At 64.4% G+C, this 20,122-nt stretch carries 16 protein-coding genes and 3 pseudogenes; 10 read left to right on the top strand and 9 right to left on the bottom strand.

Annotated elements, in window-relative coordinates; genetic code table 11:
• Positions 1-347 precede the first annotated feature (347 nt).
• A complete protein-coding gene (locus WKC72_RS20210) occupies positions 348-1,811 on the top strand; it encodes a glyceraldehyde-3-phosphate dehydrogenase (protein WP_370178652.1) in 1,464 nt (487 codons plus the stop codon).
• A 161-nt stretch (positions 1,812-1,972) separates the two neighbouring features.
• Here WKC72_RS20210 and WKC72_RS20205 read toward each other — a convergent pair whose 3' ends face one another.
• Positions 1,973-2,440 (bottom strand): SRPBCC family protein, encoded by a 468-nt coding sequence (locus WKC72_RS20205; RefSeq protein ID WP_112298439.1) that lies wholly within the window; start codon positions 2,438-2,440, stop codon positions 1,973-1,975.
• A 256-nt stretch (positions 2,441-2,696) separates the two neighbouring features.
• Positions 2,697-3,431, bottom strand: coding sequence for an IclR family transcriptional regulator (locus tag WKC72_RS20200; RefSeq protein WP_128638357.1), 735 nt, complete (start codon positions 3,429-3,431; stop codon positions 2,697-2,699).
• A gap of 174 nt (positions 3,432-3,605) precedes the next feature.
• Between WKC72_RS20200 and WKC72_RS20195 the strand changes: the two genes are divergently transcribed.
• The 3 genes and pseudogenes from WKC72_RS20195 to WKC72_RS20185 all read left to right on the top strand — a co-directional run.
• Positions 3,606-4,421, top strand: coding sequence for an SDR family NAD(P)-dependent oxidoreductase (locus tag WKC72_RS20195; protein WP_037227125.1), 816 nt, complete (start codon positions 3,606-3,608; stop codon positions 4,419-4,421).
• Positions 4,422-4,449: 28 nt separating this feature from the next.
• Entirely contained in the window at positions 4,450-5,364 is a 915-nt protein-coding gene (locus WKC72_RS20190; protein WP_370178648.1) for an NAD-dependent epimerase/dehydratase family protein, read from the top strand.
• Positions 5,365-5,451: 87 nt separating this feature from the next.
• Positions 5,452-6,219: pseudogene (locus WKC72_RS20185) on the top strand (MFS transporter); the annotation flags it as partial.
• A gap of 373 nt (positions 6,220-6,592) precedes the next feature.
• Here WKC72_RS20185 and WKC72_RS20180 read toward each other — a convergent pair.
• The 3 genes and pseudogenes from WKC72_RS20180 to WKC72_RS20170 form a co-directional block, all read right to left on the bottom strand.
• Positions 6,593-7,366 carry a substrate-binding domain-containing protein gene (locus WKC72_RS20180; protein ID WP_370184422.1) on the bottom strand — a complete coding sequence of 258 codons (774 nt, stop codon included), beginning with the start codon at positions 7,364-7,366 and terminating at the stop codon, positions 6,593-6,595.
• 96 nt (positions 7,367-7,462) lie between these two features.
• Positions 7,463-7,600 (bottom strand): annotated as a pseudogene (locus WKC72_RS20175) (LacI family DNA-binding transcriptional regulator); the annotation flags it as partial.
• A gap of 182 nt (positions 7,601-7,782) precedes the next feature.
• On the bottom strand, positions 7,783-8,940 hold the full coding sequence (locus WKC72_RS20170) for an IS30 family transposase (RefSeq protein ID WP_370178645.1): 1,158 nt from the start codon (positions 8,938-8,940) through the stop codon (positions 7,783-7,785).
• Positions 8,941-9,181: 241 nt separating this feature from the next.
• On the opposite strand from WKC72_RS20170, the gene WKC72_RS20165 reads away from it, so the two are divergent.
• The 3 genes from WKC72_RS20165 to WKC72_RS20155 all read left to right on the top strand — a co-directional run bounded on the left by WKC72_RS20165 (position 9,182) and on the right by WKC72_RS20155 (position 12,400).
• Positions 9,182-10,717: a sodium:solute symporter gene (locus tag WKC72_RS20165; protein WP_370178643.1), complete on the top strand. Its 1,536-nt coding sequence runs from the start codon at positions 9,182-9,184 to the stop codon at positions 10,715-10,717.
• Positions 10,718-10,742: 25 nt separating this feature from the next.
• Positions 10,743-11,744 carry an N-carbamoylputrescine amidase gene (gene aguB / locus WKC72_RS20160; RefSeq protein ID WP_370178641.1) on the top strand — a complete coding sequence of 334 codons (1,002 nt, stop codon included), beginning with the start codon at positions 10,743-10,745 and terminating at the stop codon, positions 11,742-11,744.
• Between the two features lie 296 nt (positions 11,745-12,040).
• Positions 12,041-12,400, top strand: coding sequence for a hypothetical protein (locus WKC72_RS20155; protein WP_370178639.1), 360 nt, complete (start codon positions 12,041-12,043; stop codon positions 12,398-12,400).
• 311 nt (positions 12,401-12,711) lie between these two features.
• Here WKC72_RS20155 and WKC72_RS20150 read toward each other — a convergent pair whose 3' ends face one another.
• Positions 12,712-15,042 carry a LuxR C-terminal-related transcriptional regulator gene (locus WKC72_RS20150; RefSeq protein WP_370178637.1) on the bottom strand — a complete coding sequence of 777 codons (2,331 nt, stop codon included), beginning with the start codon at positions 15,040-15,042 and terminating at the stop codon, positions 12,712-12,714.
• Between WKC72_RS20150 and WKC72_RS20145 the strand changes: the two are divergent.
• Positions 15,001-15,594, top strand: a pseudogene (locus tag WKC72_RS20145) (transposase); the annotation flags it as partial. The gene WKC72_RS20150 and the pseudogene WKC72_RS20145 sit on opposite strands and share 42 nt — an antisense overlap.
• Before the next feature lie 7 nt (positions 15,595-15,601).
• On the opposite strand, the gene WKC72_RS20140 reads toward WKC72_RS20145, so the two are convergent.
• Entirely contained in the window at positions 15,602-16,129 is a 528-nt protein-coding gene (locus tag WKC72_RS20140) for an ester cyclase (protein WP_037227459.1), read from the bottom strand.
• Between the two features lie 866 nt (positions 16,130-16,995).
• On the opposite strand from WKC72_RS20140, the gene WKC72_RS20135 reads away from it, so the two are divergent.
• On the top strand, positions 16,996-17,880 hold the full coding sequence (locus WKC72_RS20135; protein ID WP_370178635.1) for a helix-turn-helix domain-containing protein: 885 nt from the start codon (positions 16,996-16,998) through the stop codon (positions 17,878-17,880).
• A gap of 5 nt (positions 17,881-17,885) precedes the next feature.
• Here the strand turns inward: WKC72_RS20135 and WKC72_RS20130 are convergent, their stop codons facing one another.
• Positions 17,886-18,680 (bottom strand): MFS transporter, encoded by a 795-nt coding sequence (locus WKC72_RS20130; protein WP_370184419.1) that lies wholly within the window; start codon positions 18,678-18,680, stop codon positions 17,886-17,888.
• A gap of 32 nt (positions 18,681-18,712) precedes the next feature.
• On the opposite strand from WKC72_RS20130, the gene WKC72_RS20125 reads away from it, so the two are divergent.
• A protein-coding gene (locus tag WKC72_RS20125; protein ID WP_268789290.1) for an IS5 family transposase occupies positions 18,713-19,622 on the top strand; the annotation gives its coding sequence in 2 pieces (ribosomal slippage) (positions 18,713-19,069 and positions 19,071-19,622; 909 coding nt in all).
• Here WKC72_RS20125 and WKC72_RS20120 read toward each other — a convergent pair.
• The gene (locus WKC72_RS20120; RefSeq protein ID WP_370178632.1) at positions 19,602-20,048 is read right to left on the bottom strand and encodes an MFS transporter; all 447 of its coding nucleotides are present in this window, start codon (positions 20,046-20,048) and stop codon (positions 19,602-19,604) included. The two genes, WKC72_RS20125 and WKC72_RS20120, sit on opposite strands and share 21 nt — an antisense overlap.
• Positions 20,049-20,122 lie beyond the last annotated feature (74 nt).

Genomic DNA, 20,122 nt, shown 5'->3' with positions numbered 1-20,122 from the left:
TCGGGTGCGTACTCAGCGATCAGGGCGCGGTATCTGCGATCGAAGATCAGATCGATGTGTCCGGTCCGCGTGGCAGTGCGGTACAAGATGGTGCGATTGCGGTCCCGCCGGTCCACGTCCTCGAGCCGGCCGAGCCCCCGGTCACCGTCCCCCTCGAACCGGAATACCCGTAGCCGAAGCAACCGTTGCGTGCCTGGTGCCGGGTGCCTGTCGCCCCGAGGAGGCGCTTCCATATGCTTGGTGGTGCGCACGCCGTTCTCCGCAACATGGGTGTATGACGTGCGTCTCATCCCGACCGGCGTCCGACCCACGAGCACGCCAATGAGCCAGAAAGCCAGAGGAACGCAGTGAGCACAGCGGAACTGACGCAGTGGAACTCCGAGGAAGCTCTCGCGGAAGCGATGATCCCGATTATCGGCGGTCTGCACCGCAGGCATTCGGTGACGATTCTGCTGCACAGTCGCTCGCTGGTGAACAAATCGGTCATCAAGATCCTGCGGACCCATCGCTTCGCCCGACAGATCCGTGGCGACGAGCTCTCCGTCGAGGAGACGTTCCCCTTTCTCGAGGCACTGACCGGCCTCGATCTGCGGCCGTCGAAGATCGACCTCGGCCTGTTGGTGACCGCCTACCACGCCCACGGTGGCGGAGCGCCGATCCCCGAGTTCGTCGCGGAGAGCCTCGCCGACCTGGTCGGTGGTGCCCAGACGAGCCCCGCGCAGCCCCAGGATGTCGTCCTCTACGGATTCGGGCGTATCGGTCGACTCGTCGCGCGGCTGCTCATCGAGAAGGCCGGTTCGGGTAACGGCCTGAACCTGCGTGCCGTGGTCGTCCGGAAGGGCGGCAAGGACGACCTGGTCAAGCGTGCGTCACTGCTGCGCCGCGACTCCGTCCACGGTCAGTTCAACGGCACGATCAAGGTCGACGACGAGAACAACGCGCTCATCGCCAACGGCAACGTCATCAAGTTCATTCACAGCAACGATCCGACGAGTATCGATTACACCGAGTACGGCATCGACAATGCGATCCTGATCGACAACACCGGCATCTGGCGTGACCGCCACGGGCTGTCGCAGCACCTCCGCCCCGGTGTGGCGAAGGTGGTGTTGACCGCGCCCGGCAAGGGTGACGTCCCCAACATCGTGCACGGCGTCAATCACCGCGACGTCGATCCGAACGAACGCATCGTCTCGTGCGCGTCCTGCACCACGAACGCCATCGTCCCGCCGCTGAAGACCATGGACGACGAGTTCGGCGTCGTGCGGGGCCACGTCGAGACTGTGCACTCGTTCACCAACGACCAGAACCTGCTGGACAACTACCACAAGGCCGACCGGCGTGGCCGATCGGCGCCGTTCAATCTCGTCCTCACCGAGACGGGTGCGGCCTCCGCGATTGCGAAGGCTCTTCCCGACCTGAAGGCCAAGATCACCGGCAATTCGATCCGCGTGCCAACGCCGGACGTGTCCGTCGCGATCCTCAACCTTCAGCTCAGGCGCGAGTCCACCAAAGATGAAGTGTTGGAGCACCTTCGCCAGGAATCACTCACCGGAGCCTTGAGCCGGAACCTCGACTACACCGCGGCAACCGACGCCGTGTCGAGTGACTTCATCGGCTCACGTGCGGCGTGCATCGTCGACGCGAACGCCGCGATCGTCGACGGCGACACCGCCATCCTGTACGTCTGGTACGACAACGAGTTCGGCTACTCCTGCCAGGTGGTTCGCACCGTCCAGTACCTCTCGGGCGTGGAGTACCCCATCTACCCGGCGGTCGACGCGGCCGCGGCCGCTGAAGTGATCGTCTAGTGGCGTGAGCGCGCTCGGCCACTCAGACGCAGAGGCGCTCGCCCGGTCGGCTGCGGTTCGGTCACTCCCGGCCTCATCCTGCCTCGTGCGGTGGTGATCAGTTGTGCTAACCGGGTGGTGTCGAGACGAGCGCCGCGGTGCTCGCGGTGACAAGTGTGGGGTCAGTCGGTCCCTTCGACGTACGACGCCAGGTTCGCCAGCGAGGAGGCGATCCCGGCCTCGTGTACGTCTTGGTCGATGCCGGGTGGCACGTCGGTGGCGGTGACGGTCACCTCGGTCCCGTCACCGGCGGCAACGAGGTGCCAGGTCATCGTCATGGTGCCCGCGTACGACGGGTCGTCAGCGTCGAACACCGCCCGCTGCACCACCCGCTCCGATGGCACCAGGTCGGCGAATCCCACATCGACGACATCCGTCGCATCCGACGTCTTTCCGGGGCTGTCGACGGGGTTCAGGTAGGTCAGGACCATCCGGAACCCGCCACCAGGGCGGGGATCCCACCGCTCGACCCGCCCGCGCATGCCGTCCGGTGGTAACCAGGCCTCGAGGGAGTCCCGGTCGAGGAGGGCGCCGTACACAGTCTCCGGTGGTGCCGCGATCACCCGGCTGGCGCGGTCAGTCCTGTCCATCGCCCAATTCTAGGGCCGAGGAAATTCCGTAGGGGCACCCACAATCTCCACGATGTCACCTATCCAGGGAGCGGGTCGTGCCCCAGCCCCTCCCCGAGAGTGCTCGCCGTCCCTCGACCGGCCTCGCACCGACTCTGATTGTGGCACCCCTCCCCGGATCGGATGAATCGCCTCGGGGACGGTACACCCTGAGGTCACGTCAGGTGGGCGACCCCGTATCCGGTACCGACCTGCCGACTCACCCAGCCGATTGCCACTACCGAGCAGAATGCCGCCCCGAGACATCCGACGAGGGGACCTGCATCCGGCGCCATATCTCAGCCGCCGCGGTCTGCACCGACAGCCGTATCCGCTGGTCCACGCCGATCTTGGCCACCGAACCGAAAACCGAGACGGCGGCGCCCTCCCCTCGGCCCATCGGCCCGATCGGCACGGCCACGCAACTGAATCCCTTCATACACTTCTCGTGCTCACATGCGACACGCAATTCACGCACCCGGTCGATGTCCGGCGAGCTGATTCGTGAGCACCCCGCACCAGCGAGCAATGCCTTGCCGATCGTTGAAGAGTCCGCGCGAAGACGGCTACCGACACGCGACCGGACACCTGGGGCGAGATCCCCGCCGATCTTCTCGAGGTAGATCACGTCCGTCCCTTCGAGGACGCCCAGGTGCACGATGCATCCGGTTACGCGGTGCAGCCAATGCAGACTGGGCAGCGCGGCCCGGCGAAGCGAATTCTGTTGCGCCGCCATCGACCCTAGTTCGATCATGCGCATACCCAGTTGGTAGTCCATGCGGTGACGGTGCACCCAGCGGAGGGCAACCATCTGCTCCAACGCGCGATGAACAGAGGATAGCGGCAGTCCCGTGGCGGCGACGATCTGCGACAAGTTCAGGCGTTCGACGCCCTCGAAGGCGTCGAGGATCAGTGCCGCCCGCTGCAGAACTCCGGTCGGGCCATCGCCGGAACCGGAACTGTGCGCTCGCATCCGGTCTCCTTCCTCACTCTCCAGCACCCTGACGTAATTGCTTCTCCTCACGAGAGTTTCACGCGAGACCACCTCGTGCAAATGGTTGACACCAGCGCTCGCGGAGACGGAGATTCTTCCATCCACCGGGAAATCGGCTATCGGCCGATGCGTGGAATGCTCTGTAATCCGTCAATGCCCAATCTCATCTCCTTCACTCCCGGTGCGATGCTGGCCGGCCGACGTGCCGTGGTCACCGGCGGTGCCGCAGGCATCGGAGCGGCGGTTGCGCGGGCCTTCGCCGCGCACGGCGCCGACGTCCTTGTCGCAGACATCGAACCGATCGGTTCGCTCGAGTTCGACATCGCCGCAGGCGGCTCGATCACCTCGGTCGAATGGGATGTGCGCGCGACGTCGTGCCCCTCCGCACTCGTCGGGCACCGACCGGATGTGCTGGTCAACAATGTCGGCCACTATCTGCAGCCGCCGCACACGTTCGCCACCAACACGCCGTCGCTGTGGGACGAGCTGCACGAGATCAACTTCGCTCACGTCCTGCGTCTGGCGCAGGCGTTGCTGCCGGGCATGACCGAGCGGCGTGACGGCTCGATCATCAACCTCACCACCGTCGAGGCCCACCGAGCGATTCCCGGCCACGCCGTGTACTCCGGGTACAAGGCCGCCCTGACGCAGTTCACCCGGTCGCTGGCCATGGAGGTCGGCCCATCCGGCATCCGGGTCAACGCGATCGCTCCGGACCTCATCGAGTCCGTCCAGGTGCCCTACGCGACGCTCGTTCCCGAGGAAGACCGGGAGCTGTGGCCGACCTGGTCGCCGCTCGGCGGCCCCGGGCAGCCAGAAGACGTCGCCGGCGCCGCACTCTTTCTTGCCTCCGACCTGTCCCGCTTCGTCACCGGCGGCACCATTCACGTCGACGGCGGCACCCACGCTGCCGGTGGCTGGGTTCCCCGCCGCTCCGGTGGCTGGACCAATCGTCCCCGCAACCCCTGAGCAGCGAAACACCGAAAGGCACCTCAGTATGAAGATTCTGATCATCGGCGGCACCGGCATGATCGGCGCTCACGCCGCCCTCCACCTGCGTGACCACGGCAATGACGTCACCGTAGCGGCACGGGGCCCGGTACCAGACGATTCGCCGGTCGCCGACTTTCCACGACTGGCGGGTGACTACACCATCCCCTCCTTCACCCGTGAGCAATTATCGCGGTTCGACGGCATCGTCTTCGCCGCCGGGCAGGACGTGCGGCACAAGTCGCCCGGTGACGCCGAACAGCCTTTCTGGGAGAACACCCAGAGCGTCGGGGTACCGCGCCTGGCCAAGCGCGCCAAGCAGGCCGGTGTGGGCCACTTCGTGCAGGTAGGGAGCTATTACCACCAGCTGCGGCCAGCCCTCGCGTCCGTCAACCCCTATGTCTCGGCCCGGAAGGCGGCCGACGAAGGCGCCCGTGCGCTCGCGGACGAGTCGTTCACCGTATGCACACTCAATCCGCCGTCGATCATCGGTGCCGTGCCGGGCGCATCGGCCCGCCGCTATCGGCGGATGATCTCGTGGGCGGCCGGACACGAGCCGGCCATCCCCGACTTCGCCCCACCCGGCGGCACCAACTACATGTCCGCCGCTTCGCTGGCGCAGGCGATCTGGGGCGCTCTGCAGAACGCGGCACCCGGCACGGCGTATCTCGTCGGAGACCAGAACCTTACCTTCCGGCAGTTCTTCCAGATGGTCGTCGACGCCGCGGGCGGCAAGCGTGTCATCGCAGAACGCGACGAGGAACACCCCCTGCTACCGGACCCCGCCATCGTCCAAGGCCGCGGCAACATCCTGGCATACGAACCGGACCCGGAGCAGGTGCTCCGTCTGGGTTACGCCCGCAACGACTGCGCTCGTGCGGTCGAAGCACTCATCGATGTGGTCGTGGCAGCCACGCACTGACAGCATCCGACTTGTTTCAGAACGGCCGCGGCGAGTGCCCGCTCGATCGGCCCAATCACGCTGCCCCGACACTGAAACTGGGAGCCCATGAATACACGGAAGCAACCACCAAGAGCCGAACCGCAGCTAGACCATGGCGGACCGGCCCGCGCAAGCGAACCCGTGCAGTTGCGCAGGGTGGCCTGGTCGAGCCTGCTCGGCACCATCCTCGAGTACGACTTCTTGCTCTACAGCACCATGGCCGCTTTGGTTTTCGGACGCCTGTTCTTCCCGTCGTCGAACTCGGCTGCCTCCACCCTTGCCGCGTTCGGTACCCTTGCCGCCGGCTACGCCGCTCGCCCCCTCGGCGGCGTACTGTTCGGCCACTTCGGCGACCGACTGGGACGCAAGTCGATGTTGATCGTGACGATGGTGTTGATGGGCGGTGCGAGCTTCGTCATCGGCCGGCTACCCGGCTATGACGCGATCGGCGTCCTGGCTCCCGTCCTGCTCGTCGCGCTACGCCTCGTCCAGGGCATCGTGATCGGAGGCGAATGGGGTGGGGCAGCGCTCATGGTAATCGAGCACTCCGATGCCGACCGCCGCGGCAAATGTTCGGGCATAATGCAATTCGGGTCCCCGATCGGGTGCCTTCTCTCCACCGATGTGGTCATGATGGTGAGCCTGCTCCCGGACGAGAGCCTGTATTCCTGGGGCTGGCGGCTACCCTTCCTGCTCAGCGGGATACCCGTAGTGGTCGGCCTCTACGTTCGGATGGGTGTAGTCGAAAGTCCGGCATTCCAGGAAGCGGCGGAGAAGTTGGACGCCGAACCTGATACCACGACACCGCTTGCGCAGCTGATGCGACCGCGATCTGGCGCACAGCCGAAACACGAGGCCGCAACCTCACATTCGAACCGTCCACGGAGAACTCGCTCACCTGCCCGCGGTCGGGTAAGTGGTCCACGAAGGCCCGCTCCGAATCCCGCCCACCGCATCCCCATTCGGCTCAGCGACAACCGAATACACCCGCGCCCACGCTGCCGCCCGCACCGCCAGCCAGACTCTCGAAGCCTCCGGTCCACAACCGCATCACCGACGCCCTCAACCAACCCGAATAACTATGGGACCCAACGCCGAGGTCGCGGTACCTCGAAGTAGGTCTGGAACTCGCCTGGGATCACCGTGAGAGCCTAACCGGGATGCCAACGCGTCTTCGCGCCTCTCAGTTGCGGTCAGCGGACAGCCTTCAACTCGGTTGTGCATCAGAGCTATCGACAGTCCGATGTAAGTCCGCCACATGAAAACGGTGCAGTGGTTCGGATGGAGGTGAAGTGGACACTTCAACGAGGAAGTCCATGGCCTCGTGGCCGAAACTGCGCGGGGCAAGATCTACTGCGAAGATCTGAGAACTTCCCAACTCACTGACGGGGTCGCCAGCCAGGGAGGCCACGCGAAAACCGTGCTCGCTGTTGACGTCGGGAGTCCTCCCGAGCGCATGCAGCATCGGAAGGGCGCGCCCGGCCAATCCTTGGGGCCCGAATACGATTGCGTCGACGGCGCATTCACCAGTCAACTTCTCGAGAGCAGCGAACAGTTCGTCCTCGTTGGGGTCTGCGGGTAGGAGGAACATGTGCGGCTCGATGCCCTCGCGCAGGCACCACTCTTCGAAGCTGCTCTTCGAGTCGGCGGCCCAATGGGGGCCGCGTGGTGATTCCAGGCCGACGTAGCCCGGGCGCCGTGTACCTGTTGATTTGAGTTGCTCGAGAACAAAGTCGACGACGGCGCGATGGTCGATCTCGATCGTTCCCACCGGTTGCGCGGGCAGTGGAAGGGGGCCGCTCCGTCCGGCGAAGACGATCGGGATCGCAGCCCGGAGCATTCTGTCGACTACCGGGTCGTCGTCGAGAGCATCGATGACGAGCGCGCCGTCGACCTGGAAGTGTTCGGACGTTCGCGTATGGAGCGTGAGATCTCGTCCGACGGATGCCGCTGCGTCCGCTGCTCCGAAGGCGAAGTGCATGTAGAAGGACAGCCCTCGGACCTCCGAGGGAATGTACAACCCGAATGCCCCGGTCGTTCGCCGACGCAATGACCGGGCGGCGCGATTGGACACGTATCCCATCGACTGTGCAGCCGTCATCACCCGCTGACGCGTGGCCTCCGACACCCGCCCGGATCCGATCAACGCATCGGAGACCGTCGTCTTCGACAGACCGAGCTCGCGAGCCAGATCGATGATCGTCACTGCCGGCATGCCGCAATCGTACTGAGGTTCCGGTTGGGAAACCTCGCCACCACTCCTTGACATGTGACCGGGGTTACGTGACGATAAATGTGCCGGAACGTTCCGGCAGATGCCCTGAGGGCCCTACCACGGAGTTTGCACATGTCATATTCAGCTCGACCGTCCGCGAGAAGGTCGGCGGATTCTGGCGGTCATCGCAACAGCAGTCGTTCCATCTCTTCGATGGGTGTGCGAAATTCTAGCCGTTTCCGGGGGCGCTCATTGAGTTGCCGTGAGACCCACTCCAGGTCTGCTTTCGAGTGCACACTCAGGTCCGAACCTTTGGGGAAGTACTGACGGAGAATGCCGTTCGTATTCTCGTTGGTCCCGCGCTGCCAGGGTGCGTGTGGATCACAGAAGTAGATGTCGATCCCGGTGGCCGCGCTGACGCTCTTCCAGTCCCGCATCTCCGAACCCTGGTCCCACGTCAGGGTCCGGCGCAGGCTCGTGGGCAGCGTCTCGAGCTGTTCGGTCAACGCGGGCGCGGTCTGCTCGGGCTTGTATCCGTCGGGCAGATGAACGAGCATGACGGTGCCGGTCGAACGTTCGACGAGTGTGCCGATCGCGCTCAGATTCCGTTTGCCGACAATGAGATCACCCTCCCAATGTCCCGGTACTGCACGGTCTTTCACGTCTTTGGGGCGGTCCGCGATGTTGGCCATATCGGGGATCCGATTCTTGCGCTGGCCGGCCTTCCGACTGGGTCGGCGCAGCCCACGTCCGGTCCGCAACGATCGAGTGAGGGTGTGTTCGAGTCCGCCGCGGGAGGGTTGGTAGAGCGATTGGTAGATGGTCTCGGTGCTCACCCGCATCTGTGGATCGTCGGGGAAATCGAGTCGGAGGCGGCCCGCGATCTGCTCGGGTGAGTGGCGCTCGGTCAGGGATTTCTCGACCGTCTCGCGCAGCGACGGATTGATGGCGAGCTTGGACGGCTTGGGCCGCGAGGCCCGATGGTAGGCGGCTGCGTGAGCCGATCTGGCTCGGTACCGCCCGGACGGCTCACAATTGCGGGCGATCTCGCGTGAGATCGTCGACGGACTCCGGTTCAAGGCTTTCGCGATCTCACGAAGCGTGTGACCTGCGGCGATGCCGATGGCGATCTCTTCCCGCTCCGCGAACGTCAAACACCGGCCCTTGAGGTTGCGGCCACGCCGGGGACGCACCCCACCACAGGCCGCAAGCCACCGAGCACCCTGTTTGCGATACGGGCCGGCCGCCTCGGCCGCGCCCGTGATGAACTCACCCGCCGCCATCCCCGACCAGAACGTCTGAAAGATCTCCGGAACCATCCGATGAGAATATTTCGCCATGTGCAACACCCTTTGATCAGTGGTGTTGCGATCACCGCACGAACCCAAGGTCGCGTTCCGCCCTGATACTGGGGCTCCTGGCGCTCGACTTCGTCATTGGGCTGGCACCGCCGCTGCACTGGCTGACCGGCAACGGCACCGCCCTGCTTTCGATCGGATACTTCCTCGCAGCCGGTGTGTTCATCACGCTGAGCCTGTTCGTGATGACCGCACTGGACAGCGGGAGCGGGGGCGATCGGTGATGAACATGCTCATCGGATACGGAGGCATCGCCGTCTTCTTCGTTGTCGTCGTGACGGCCTTGGAGCTCACCAAACGGAAGGACGCAACCTTCAGTGAGTACGCGACGGCCGGGCGATCCTTCGGATCGTTCTTCGGAACGATGGCGTTCCTCAACACCTGGCTGCCCGGAACGATGTTCATCTCGTTCGCCGGCCTCGCCGCGAGCGCCGGAGTCATCGGCTTCTACTCGATGATCTACTCCCTGCTGGCTGTCGTGCTCATGTTCTTCCTCGCGAAACCCGTCCACGATTGGGGTAAGCGGTACGACCTGAGAACCCAGGCGGACCTGCTCGGCACCCGATACAACTCACGCGCGGTCCGGATCGTTGCCGCCCTGATCGGAATCGCCGCGTCGTTTCCGTGGATCGTTCTCGGGATGCAGTCGCTGGCTCTGGTCTTCAAGTATCTGTCGTTCGGGCACGTCGGAGCGAGCGCGGCGGTCGTAATCGGCATCGTGGTGATCGGGCTGCGCCAGATCTGGACGATCAGATTCGGCATGCGCGGGGTGATCATCAGCGACATGGTGCAGGGCATCGTCGCCTACCTCATTGGGACCCTGATCATTGTCGGCCTGCTCACCTGGCTGCTTGGCAACGGCCACGGTTTCGACGCCGTCGCCCCGGACCACTTCGAACTCCCCGGGCCGGGAAGCTCGCTCGGACCTCTCTACCTCTCGTCGCTGATTCTCACTGGCGCCCTGGGAGGTTGGTGCTGGCCAGACATCTTTGTTCGACTCTTCACGGCAAACAGCACAGCGACGATCAAACGCTCGGCGGTACAAGCGGCGCCGGTGCTCCTGATCTTCGGGGCCGCATTGACGCTGATGGCGATCGCCGCCTCCAGCGTTCCCGGTGTCACCGAAGCACCAGATGACGTGTGGTTCATCACCGCCGGCATCGGGGGCGTGGGCCTGATCATCCTGGCGGGCATCTGCGTGGTCGCCGCCACCATGGGCAACGTGGGCGCCAACCTCCAGGCCCTGGGCACCCAAACCGCCAACGACATCATCGGGGTGGCCAAGGGAGTCCGCGTCACCGACCCCCGAATCGGACGCATCACGGTCGGCGTGCTGACACTTCTTGCCGCCATCGGCGCCTTCGCCACCGTCGGCACCTCCTCCGGACTGATCACCCTCGCCCTCATCTCCTACCAGGGCATCTGCCAACTCGCCCCGACATTGTTCCTCGGGATCTTCTGGAGAAAAGGCACCGCCACGGCAGCGGTCTCCGCGATGACCAGCGGTTTCGTGACCGCAGGTGTCCTCCAGTTGGTCTACCCGATCGCGATCCCCTGGCTCGGAGGCCTCACCTCCGGTGTCGCAGCACTACTCGTCAACGCCACCGTCTACGTCGCCCTGACCTACGTAGCGCCGATGAGCACCGCCGAACGCCGGAGAGTGGATCTACTGTTCGACCGGCTGCACGCTTCGGACGCCGATCTGGACCCCCACACCCACCTCGAGATAGACCTCAATTCCCACACACCAGCCCATTAACACCCGCATCGAGAAGGCAATCCACATGAGACCCACCCCGCAAACGACGCCACGACACGTGACCGTGGCCGCCACCCAGTTCGCCTGCACCTGGGACCTATACGAAAATCTTGCCACCGCCGAGCGCCAGGTACGCAAAGCCGCCGGCGCCGGCGCCCAGATCATCGCCCTCCCCGAGTTGTTCGAGACGCCCTACTTCTGCCAGAGCCTCGACGACGAGTACTTTTCACTCGCCACACCCATCGACGAGAACCCCGCGGTGCAACTGGGCCGCGACCTTGCCCACGAACTGCAGATCGTTCTACCGGTAAGCACATTCGAACGCGACGATCAGAAATACTTCAACAGCGTCACCATCATCGACGCAGACGGCACGATCCTCGGAATATATCGGAAAACACACATACCGGAAGGCCCCGGATATCACGAGAAGTTCTACTTCAATCCCGGCGACACCGGCCTGAAAGCGTGGCGCACGCGTTACGCCACCATCGGCGTCGGTATCTGCTGGGACCAGTGGTTCGCCGAATCGGCGAGAATCATGGCGTTACAAGGAGCGGAACTACTGCTCTACCCCACCGCAATCGGATCAAGCCCCACCCCGAACGACCACCACCGTGACCACTCCACGGAACCGGGAGACTTGCAGAACACCGAACTGCGACACACCCACTGGCAGAACGTGCAACGCGGACACGCAGCCGCCAACATGATGCCGATCGTCGCAGCCAACCGAATCGGCGTCGAGACCCAAGGCACCACGCACATCGAATTCTTCGGACAATCCTTCATCACCAACCAACGCGGAGAAGTCGTCGAGGAACTGAGCAACGACAGCGAAGGAGTCATTCTCCACGAGTTCGACCTGGAGAAACTGCGCACCCAACGAGCAAGCTGGGGCCTCTTCCGCGACCGCCGCCCCACTGCCTACACCGACCTGACCGCCGGTTCATACCCACCATCGAATCGAACGACTCCTCCCCCACCCCACCGCAATCACGCCTCCATGTCGTCAAGCACCTTCTGACAGTGGACGGACCCGCCACCGCGCCAACCCGATCAACCCAACACGGGCATCGGTCACAGCACGGTGGCGTGTCCACCCGCCACGCAAGACAGGAGCCCACGCGGGCGAAGGCGCCCGCGCGGCGGTCTGAGTGAGCCCCGACGCCACTCACCCGGGCCTGCGCTGCGGGACCGGGTGGCACGACCAACGGTGCGTCCGGTCGACGCCATCCGGGCACCCTCCCCTATGCGCACGCCAAATCGGGATCCTGGTCGTGATGACCACGAACCCTACAACCCGCACACGCTGGAGAACCCATGCATTCATTCTTGCGCAACGGGTTTCATACACTATCCGGAACCGGTGTTCGATACATCAAGGCGACTCTGGGCTATCAGGTCGCCAGCCTCATCGGCACCGGTTCTACACCGGCGATCGCGAGCCGCCTCCAGACCGCGGAGCTCTCCCGCACCGTCGGTGACAACGACATCGCCCTGTTCACCGAGATCAGCGGCGACCGCAATCCCTGCTCTACGACCACGCTGCTGCCAAAGCATCCCGATTCGGGAAGACCGTCGTACAAGGCAGCATCACCAGTGCCATCCTCAACGCTGTTGTCGCCGAGCAACTCCCCGGACCAGGTACGGTGTCCTCAAGACCACCGTCACCCGCGATGACGGCACCGTCGTCCTCGACGGCACCGCGGTCTGCTACACCATGGACCTCGACAACGGGGCCGCGCAGTGACTCCACCGCCGTCCCCCGGAACGACGCTCAACAATATGTGCCGGACACCCCGCTGATCGTCGAGGGCGTTGGCGGCCAACCTCTTCTGTCCAACGAGCTGGATTTCCGCCCTCGTCGGCGTCTTCGAGTCCGTAAGCCAGGCCCTGCACGGAATGCAGGGCGTGCGGCGTCGAAGTTCGGCGACGCGGGCGGACCGATCAGCCTGGACGGAATCCTTTTTGTGATGCGTGGCGGTGTGCGATCAGGACTGCCGGCCCTGTCTCTGCTCGATGATCCAGGCCGCGATCTGCGTACGGGAGGTGAATCCCAGTTTGGCGAGGATGTGCTCCACATGCCCCTGCGCGGTGCGTTGCGAAATGACGAGCCTGTCGGCGATCGCCTTGTTGGTCAAGCCCTCGGCGACAAGTTCGGCGACCTGCAACTCCCGCCGCGTCAGACTCGAAGGGTCCGATCCTGCGGAGACGCCGACCCTGTCCTTCTCATCGAGTGCGTATGCTGCCGCGTCTTCGAACCGCATGCCAACCCCGCGACGGAACTCCACCTCGAACGCGCGGTCACCGATCGCCCGGCGAGCCGTTTGCTCGACCCGTTCATGGACGGCGGTGAGATTCGGGTACATGGTGCTCGGAACCCCTGCTGTCTCGGCGAGGGCCTCGGCGGCACCCATCAACGTGGCGGCACGCCTGGGCGCTCCCTCTTCCACAGCGATCCACGAGAGGACCTCGAGGCACCCGCCGAAGCTGATGCGGTCGTCCCCAGACCGAGCGAGCTGCAGCACCTGCGCAATCAACTTTTTCGCCTGGGAGTGCTCACCGCGCTCCCAGGACGCCACCCCTAGACCCCACAACGCCCATCCCCGATAGACGGACTCCCCTCGCGACTCCGTGAGCGCAACAACCTCCCGCCGGCACTCCTCGCTGCGCGTCCGGTTTCCGGCCGCGTCACTGGCCGTCGCGAGCCCGAGCAGCGACCAGATCAGAAACAGCAGATTCCCGTCCTGACGGAAGACCGCGATCGAGGACTCGAAGCACTCGCACGCCGTTGCGTAGTCCCCGGTGATCAGGGCGTGATGACCGGCGGCATCGTCCATCAGCGCCGCGGCGGTGCGATCACCGAGCCGCTCCGCCACGGCGCCTCCGCGTTCGGCATAGAGCGCCGAAACCTCCGGGTCGCCATGCAGTCCGGACAGCACACTGAGCACGTACAACGCCCTGATCCGCTCCACACTGGGTGTGCCGTCCTGGACCGCGAGAAGTTGTGCAAGCCATCGCATCCCCTCACGCAGTCGGCCCCGCACCCGCCAGTACGGGTACAACGCCGCTGCCATCCGAACTCCCGCATCCGCCTCGCTCGGCCCGATGAGACAGAACTGCAGTGCTGCAAGGATGTTGGGTTGCTCCGCGTCCAGGCGCACGATCCAGGCCACCTGCCGTGAACTGACCCAATCGGACTCCGCCCGCAGCACCACCTGTTCGTACCAGTCCCGGTGCCGCCGTAACAGCGAGCCGAACTCACCGGTCTCCTGCAGCCGTTCCGTACCGTAGTCGCGCAGCGTCTCGAGCATCCGGTACCGCACCGCACCCGTGGCATCCACGTCGCGAATCAGGATCGACTTGTCGATCAGCGAGCCCACCAGATCCACAACCTGTTCTGCCGCCACGGGGTCGGTGCAGATGCCCTCGACGGCGTCGAGTTCGAAGCTGCCGGAAAATACCGCCAGCCGTCCCCACAACTCCCGCTCGGCCGGAGTGCACAACTCGTGGCTCCAGTCGATGCACCACTGCAGAGTCTGTTGCCGTGCCGGCGCCCCTCGACTGCCCGAAGTCAGCAGCCCGAATCGGTTCGTAAGCCGCTGCAGGAGCTGCTCCACGGACATCGCCCGCAGCCGCACCGCCGCCAGTTCGATCGCCAGCGGCAGACCGTCCAGGCGACGGCAGATCGCCGCGACCACATCCTGATTGTCCTCGGTGACAGCGAAGCCCGGGACCAACGACGCCGCACGTTCGGCGAACAGGTTCACCGCCTCGTAGTGCCCGAGCCCTCCGCCGGCCGTCGACCGCTGGTCCGGTTCCGGCATCGTCAACGGCGGCACCCGGAGGACGGCTTCTCCCCCGATGCCGAGAGGTTCCCGGCTGGTCGCGAGAATCCGAAGTTCCGGGCAGGCACGGAGAAGGGCGATGGCGAGGTTGGCGACCTGGTCGACGAGGTGCTCGCAGTTGTCGAGGACCAACAGCACCTTCCGTGCCGTCAGGTACTCGACGAGCAATGCCTGGGGCGGGCCGCCCCGACCCTCGCGCACGTTCAACGCCGAGAGCACCGCGTCGACGACCGCGTCCGGGTCGGGCAGTTCGCCCAACCCGACCAACCACACACCGTCGTCGAACACGCGAGAAGAATCGGCGGCCACCCGGAGTGCGAGCCTCGTCTTACCCACACCCCCGACACCGGTCAACGTCACCAGCCGCGATACAGAGAGTAGTCGACGCACCTCGGCGATCTCCCGGCGACGACCGACGAAACTCGTCAACTCATAGGGAAGGTTTCCCGCGCTCGCCCTGCCACCGAGAGGCATGAATCCGCCACCTTCTCCCGTACCTGCGACCACGGTACCGCCGCCGCGGCGCGCAATTGGGGGTTCGTGACCGCACGGTCCTGGCTGTTCGACCACCCAACACCATCGGGCGCCCTGCCCGTCACCATCGCCCGCTCCTGCGCGGACATGACGTCGCCTACCTGCCCGGCGTGTCGATGCGCCGCATCACCGACACGCCCGCACCTTGCCGCACACCCTGCGCCGGGTCGACACCGGAGACGAGGCGCTGACGGAACTGGTGGCCTCACCGGCGTCGATGACGGCCTCGCCGGTGAGGCCACCGCGTCAGCAACCGCATCCGCGGACTCCTGACCTCCATCCACCCTGCCCTCGAACGGGTCCTCGGACCCCGCGTCACCCATCCGCCGTTCTCGAGATCCTCTCCAGACCCGCCGGAAAGCACCAGGCCGGCAAACGCAAGCCGCGCTGGACGCGCAGACGGTGCCCGGCAGCAAGGCCTCCGAGATCCTGCCGGAGCTCGCCGGCTCGCTGAAAGCGGTTTTGCTGCAACGTAAAAGCATCGGATGTGATCGTGGGGTTAGTGGCGTCTAACCATGCCGACAACACGCGTTCCGGCGTTGAAGACGGCCTTCATCGCACGATCCGCAACAGATCCGTCAGGCGGTAGCAGCTTGATCTGACGGGCGAACTCCATTTGGTCGTAGCGCACCGTGTTGGTGACGACCTTCCCGTCCTCGATGACGAAGTGATCGAATCCCTCGAAGTCGATTCGCCGCCCGGTCGCCGCGATGCCGACGAAGGTGCCGACGTGCCGTCCGGTCAGGTGCCAGTGGACCAAGACGTCTTTGCCGGACTCGGCAATCGAGACGAGCTCGAAGGCGAAGTCGGTGACAGCGGCGAAGACCTGGTCGAAGTAGGCGGCGATCTCGGCGGCCCCGCGACAGGTCCCGGTCGGGAAGTTCACGGTGGTATCGGTGGTCCAGAAATTGCGCAGGCTGTCGACGTCCTGGGCATTGATCCGGTCGAAAGCCCACTCGACGAGTTGTGCGTTGGAGACGTCGTTCGGTGGAGCGATAGGGGTCGTGGTAGGGCTGCGATCGGGCATCTCTACTCCCTGCACGTTGAAGCGCGGCACATGGACGGGCACTGCACGGGACTTCTTCCGTCAAGGCTAACGTCGCGCGTGCGAGCAGTCGACTACTCGAAAACGTTGTCGGGGATGGTGCAGCCTCCGCCTCCGCGTCGATCTCGAACGCGCCCGACGTGAGAAATGACCCGGCAACCCGCCCCCAGGCCGCGGCCACTCCGCACTCGGACTTGCCGAACTCACCGACGGCGCCGCCGTGATGACACCCATAGCGGCGGCAGTTTCGTGTTTGCGTGCAGCACTCTCACCATCGCACTACTCGCAGCGATACCCCGTTCGATCAAGCCCAACTCAACATGTAGTGTACCCTATCTATTAGTGCACTATTAATATGCGCGCACCTAAAGCGCGAGCCGTACGTCCGGCCATCGAAACAGGTCGACGTGCACAGACCGGACAAGACCCCTACCACACGCGAGGACAAGGCCAATGTGACAGTCCGACAGCACCTTCTACGAGATGCGGGGTGCAAGCACATTCGACACGCCTTGATGAGGAGTCGCAAGAACCGCCTGGGCGTACCTGTTTCCTGAGCTCTGGACACCCCCGGCTCCGCACAGTCGCACAAGCTTCGTCCTCGGCCATGCCGTACGCGGCGCCTGGTCGAGCTGCATGACGAAAGGCGATTGCCTCGATGTCCTCGACATCCTCGACGCCGAATATCGTTCCGCGTTGAGCACATACTGTGGGCGCGAGGCAGATTCGATAATCAATTCAATTCTTTCGGCCGCCTGGTAGACGTGCCTACTCCAACGGAGGGCCGACACGGCCGCTCTGGGGGCGGTCGAGGAATATTCTCAGACGGTTACGGAGTTTGCACTACGGTGTTCAAAGCATTAGATAACGAGCCTCGGCAGATGGGGGCGTTGGATCGTGCGTTGGCCTCGCTGGACTGGCCAGTTCAGGCCGCACAGCGTGAGTTGCTGGCGCCGGGTGAACGAGTCGCGCGGGTGCATGACTCCGCCGGGTTCTCCTACATTTCTGCAGGAACTGCAGCTCTCCATGTTGGCAAAGAACGAACTGAGCTTTCCGCCGGTGACCTACTCATCTACCCCCGGGCACACCGAGCTGAGATCCGCGCCAAGCGCGAATCCAACGTTATCAACGCATGGTTTCTGCCGTCCGGCGGCTCAGCTCAGACTCTCGGCACTTTCCCCAACACTCTGGTGGTGAGGGAGTTCTCTGTACGTGAACCGAATATGGCGATGCTCATCGAGGGCATGCTCAGCGGACAAGCTAACGCTTCCGATTTCAGTCGGGCAGGAGATGCAGTGGTGTGCAGCCTCATTTCCACCACCATCGTCTCGGCCGCAATCCGGCTTTGGGCGGAGCTTGGCTGCGCTCCCGAGCGGTGGCCGCATCAGGTGTCGGACCCGTTCATCGCACGCGCACTCGATGCGATCCATGAGAGTCCCGGGGATGCCTGGACCCTGCAGACCCTGGCTCGGGTGGCAACCATGTCTCGATCCGCCTTCGCGGAGCGCTTCACCACTCTGGTAGGTCGAACCCCGGCGTCATATCTGACCGAAGTTCGAATGGAGACCGGTAAAACGCTTCTGATCCGTGACGGGCTGAGCATCATAGAAACCGCCCACCGCCTCGGGTACGAATCTGAGGCCGGTTTCAGGCGCGCCTTTCGACGGCACACCGGGTCCGCGCCAGCTGTCTGGCGCGGACAACAACGGTCCCTCTTACTTCCTGCCCTATAGGCCGGTTATGCCTCCGCGCTTGCTGCTGCCGTCGTCCTGGCCATTCGGAACAAGGTTCCACCCACGAGAGAAGCAAGTGCGGCGGCAATCAACGTCGCCTGGACTCCAGCGTTATCTGCAACCACGCCACCGAGTCCAGCTCCAAGAGTGATCGCAATCTGAAATCCGGTCACGATTAGCCCGCCCACGGATTCCATCCGATCCTGAGCGAGCCGCCCGATCCACGTACTGACCACCAGCAACCAAGCCCCAAATCCAATACCCCATGCTGTCGCACCCACCCCCACTGCCCAGAAATGTCCAGGGAAGAGCGCAACCGTAGCGATGCCAAAGCCGATGAGTGCGGGCACAACCAAACGCATCAGGTTCAGGTTCTTATCCACGAGCAGCCCGACGACGACGTTTCCGGCAAGGCCTCCGATACCAAACGCGGCCAACAATCCCGCGATTCCGCCCGCGCCGATGCCGGGAACTTGCTCGAATGCCAACCGAATATAGGTGAACGCGGCAAAGTGGCCAAGGACGGTGAGTACGTGCCCCACCAGACCCAACGACAGGCCGGGCACTTTGAGGGTGTCTGCCAATTCGCGAAACCCCGAGGTGGTGGCAGGGGCAATTGCCGGCAACACGGCGCGCAACGAGATAGCGACCAGCACCGACACGACGGCCACACCGACAAACACCACGCGCCAATCAAACACAGAGCCAAGGTAGACACCCAAGGGCACGCCGCCCACTGTGGCGACGGTGGTGCCACCGTTCACGAGCATAAGGCCACGCCCTAGGGTGTGTCTCCCAATGATTTGTGGTGTTGTGCTGCAGACTCTTCGGTGTGGCAGACGTTGTTGATCGGTTTGAGGTGTTGACGGACAAGCAGTGGGAGTTGCTCGCGCTGCTGTTGCCCAGTTCCGATGGGCTCCGGGGGCGGAAGTTCCGGAACAATCGTGTGGTGGTCGAGGGGATGCTGTATCGACTGCGGACCGGGTTGCCCTGGCGAGATCTCCCGTCGCATTTCGGGCCGTGGAAGACGGTGTGGAAGCGACATCGCCGATACGCCGGAGACGGAACCTGGGATCGGGTGCTGACGGCTCTGGTCGCGATGGCCGACGCCGGCGGGAACCTGGACTGGGCGGTATCGGTCGATTCCACAGTGGTCCGTGTCCATCAGCACGGTGCGAACGCCGCCCGCCACACAGGGGGATCTACCGAATTACACGAACCTGCGTGACGAGCCTGCCGATCACGGCATCGGCCGGTCGAGGGGCGGGTTGACCAGCAAGGCGCACCTGGCGTGCGACGGTCACGGGCGCCCGCTGTCGGTGCTGGTCGGCCCAGGCCAAGCCGGTGACAGTCCGATGTTCGCCCACGTGCTGGAGGGCATCTGCGTGCCGCGGCTCGCGGGCGGAGCGCACCGCACGCGCCCCGTCGAGGTCCGGGCCGACAAGGCGTACTCATCACGGGCAAACCGGGAACTGCTGCGCAGCAGAGGCATCAAGGCGGTGATCCCCGAGAAGACCGATCAGGCAGCGAACCGGGTGAACAAGGGCCGCGCAGGCGGGCGGCCACCGAACTTCGACCCGGAGTCCTACAAGGGGCGCAACGTGGTCGAACGGGCCTTCAACAAGGCGAAACAGTGGCGTGCGGTGGCCACTCGCTACGACAAACTCGCCCTCACCTACCGCGCCGGATTCCTGCTCGCCGGCATCGTCGAGTGGCTCAAGTTATTGGGAGACATGCCCTAGGCGTTCCGGTGCCACCAGCTGGGAGACGATCGCCAGCGACATTGCCCAGAATCCGCTAATTGCGGCCCCAAGGATCAACCGGGCGACGAGCAACAGCACGAGATTGGGTGCGACGGCGACCAAAATGTTGGAAACCGCAGCGGTCAGAGCAACCCCAGTCAGAAGCGTTCGCCGGTCCAGCCGGGGAAACATCATGCCAACGACGGGGGCCACCAAGAACCCCATGAACGCGGTCGCGGTGACCGTCTGCCCCGCCTGACCCTCAGTGATGTCGAGTGAGGCTGCCATCTGCGTCAGCAGGCTGGGCGGAAGAAATTCAGCGAGCACCAGCGTAAAACTGGTGGCCATGAGGATGAGCACCCCCGCCCACCCAGCGCGCTCAGAGCGGCGTGAGGGGAGGATTCTCGGCGCGGTGTTTGTTGTCATCCGTTGATTGTTCCGAAAATGCGCTACCCAATACGGGACCAATCGTCCACACAACAGAGCCAATCGTCCACGCA

The sequence above is a fragment of the Rhodococcus wratislaviensis genome (assembly GCF_041228765.1).
Lineage (GTDB): Bacteria > Actinomycetota > Actinomycetes > Mycobacteriales > Mycobacteriaceae > Rhodococcus_F > Rhodococcus_F wratislaviensis.
This window is presented reverse-complemented; position numbering and strand designations above follow the sequence as displayed.

Excerpts from the sequence above, each read along its gene's own strand:
- WKC72_RS20200 (WP_128638357.1), bottom strand. The coding sequence starts at position 3,431 with ATGCGAGCGCACAGTTCCGGTTCCGGCGATGGCCCGACCGGAGTTCTG.
- WKC72_RS20120 (WP_370178632.1), bottom strand. The coding sequence starts at position 20,048 with ATGACAACAAACACCGCGCCGAGAATCCTCCCCTCACGCCGCTCTGAG.
- WKC72_RS20180 (WP_370184422.1), bottom strand. The coding sequence starts at position 7,366 with ATGCACTTCGCCTTCGGAGCAGCGGACGCAGCGGCATCCGTCGGACGA.
- WKC72_RS20170 (WP_370178645.1), bottom strand. The coding sequence starts at position 8,940 with ATGGCGAAATATTCTCATCGGATGGTTCCGGAGATCTTTCAGACGTTC.
- aguB (WP_370178641.1), top strand. The coding sequence starts at position 10,743 with ATGAGACCCACCCCGCAAACGACGCCACGACACGTGACCGTGGCCGCC.
- WKC72_RS20150 (WP_370178637.1), bottom strand. The coding sequence starts at position 15,042 with ATGCCTCTCGGTGGCAGGGCGAGCGCGGGAAACCTTCCCTATGAGTTG.
- WKC72_RS20155 (WP_370178639.1), top strand. The coding sequence starts at position 12,041 with ATGCATTCATTCTTGCGCAACGGGTTTCATACACTATCCGGAACCGGT.
- WKC72_RS20205 (WP_112298439.1), bottom strand. The coding sequence starts at position 2,440 with ATGGACAGGACTGACCGCGCCAGCCGGGTGATCGCGGCACCACCGGAG.
- WKC72_RS20195 (WP_037227125.1), top strand. The coding sequence starts at position 3,606 with ATGCCCAATCTCATCTCCTTCACTCCCGGTGCGATGCTGGCCGGCCGA.
- WKC72_RS20190 (WP_370178648.1), top strand. The coding sequence starts at position 4,450 with ATGAAGATTCTGATCATCGGCGGCACCGGCATGATCGGCGCTCACGCC.
- WKC72_RS20140 (WP_037227459.1), bottom strand. The coding sequence starts at position 16,129 with ATGCCCGATCGCAGCCCTACCACGACCCCTATCGCTCCACCGAACGAC.
- WKC72_RS20165 (WP_370178643.1), top strand. The coding sequence starts at position 9,182 with ATGAACATGCTCATCGGATACGGAGGCATCGCCGTCTTCTTCGTTGTC.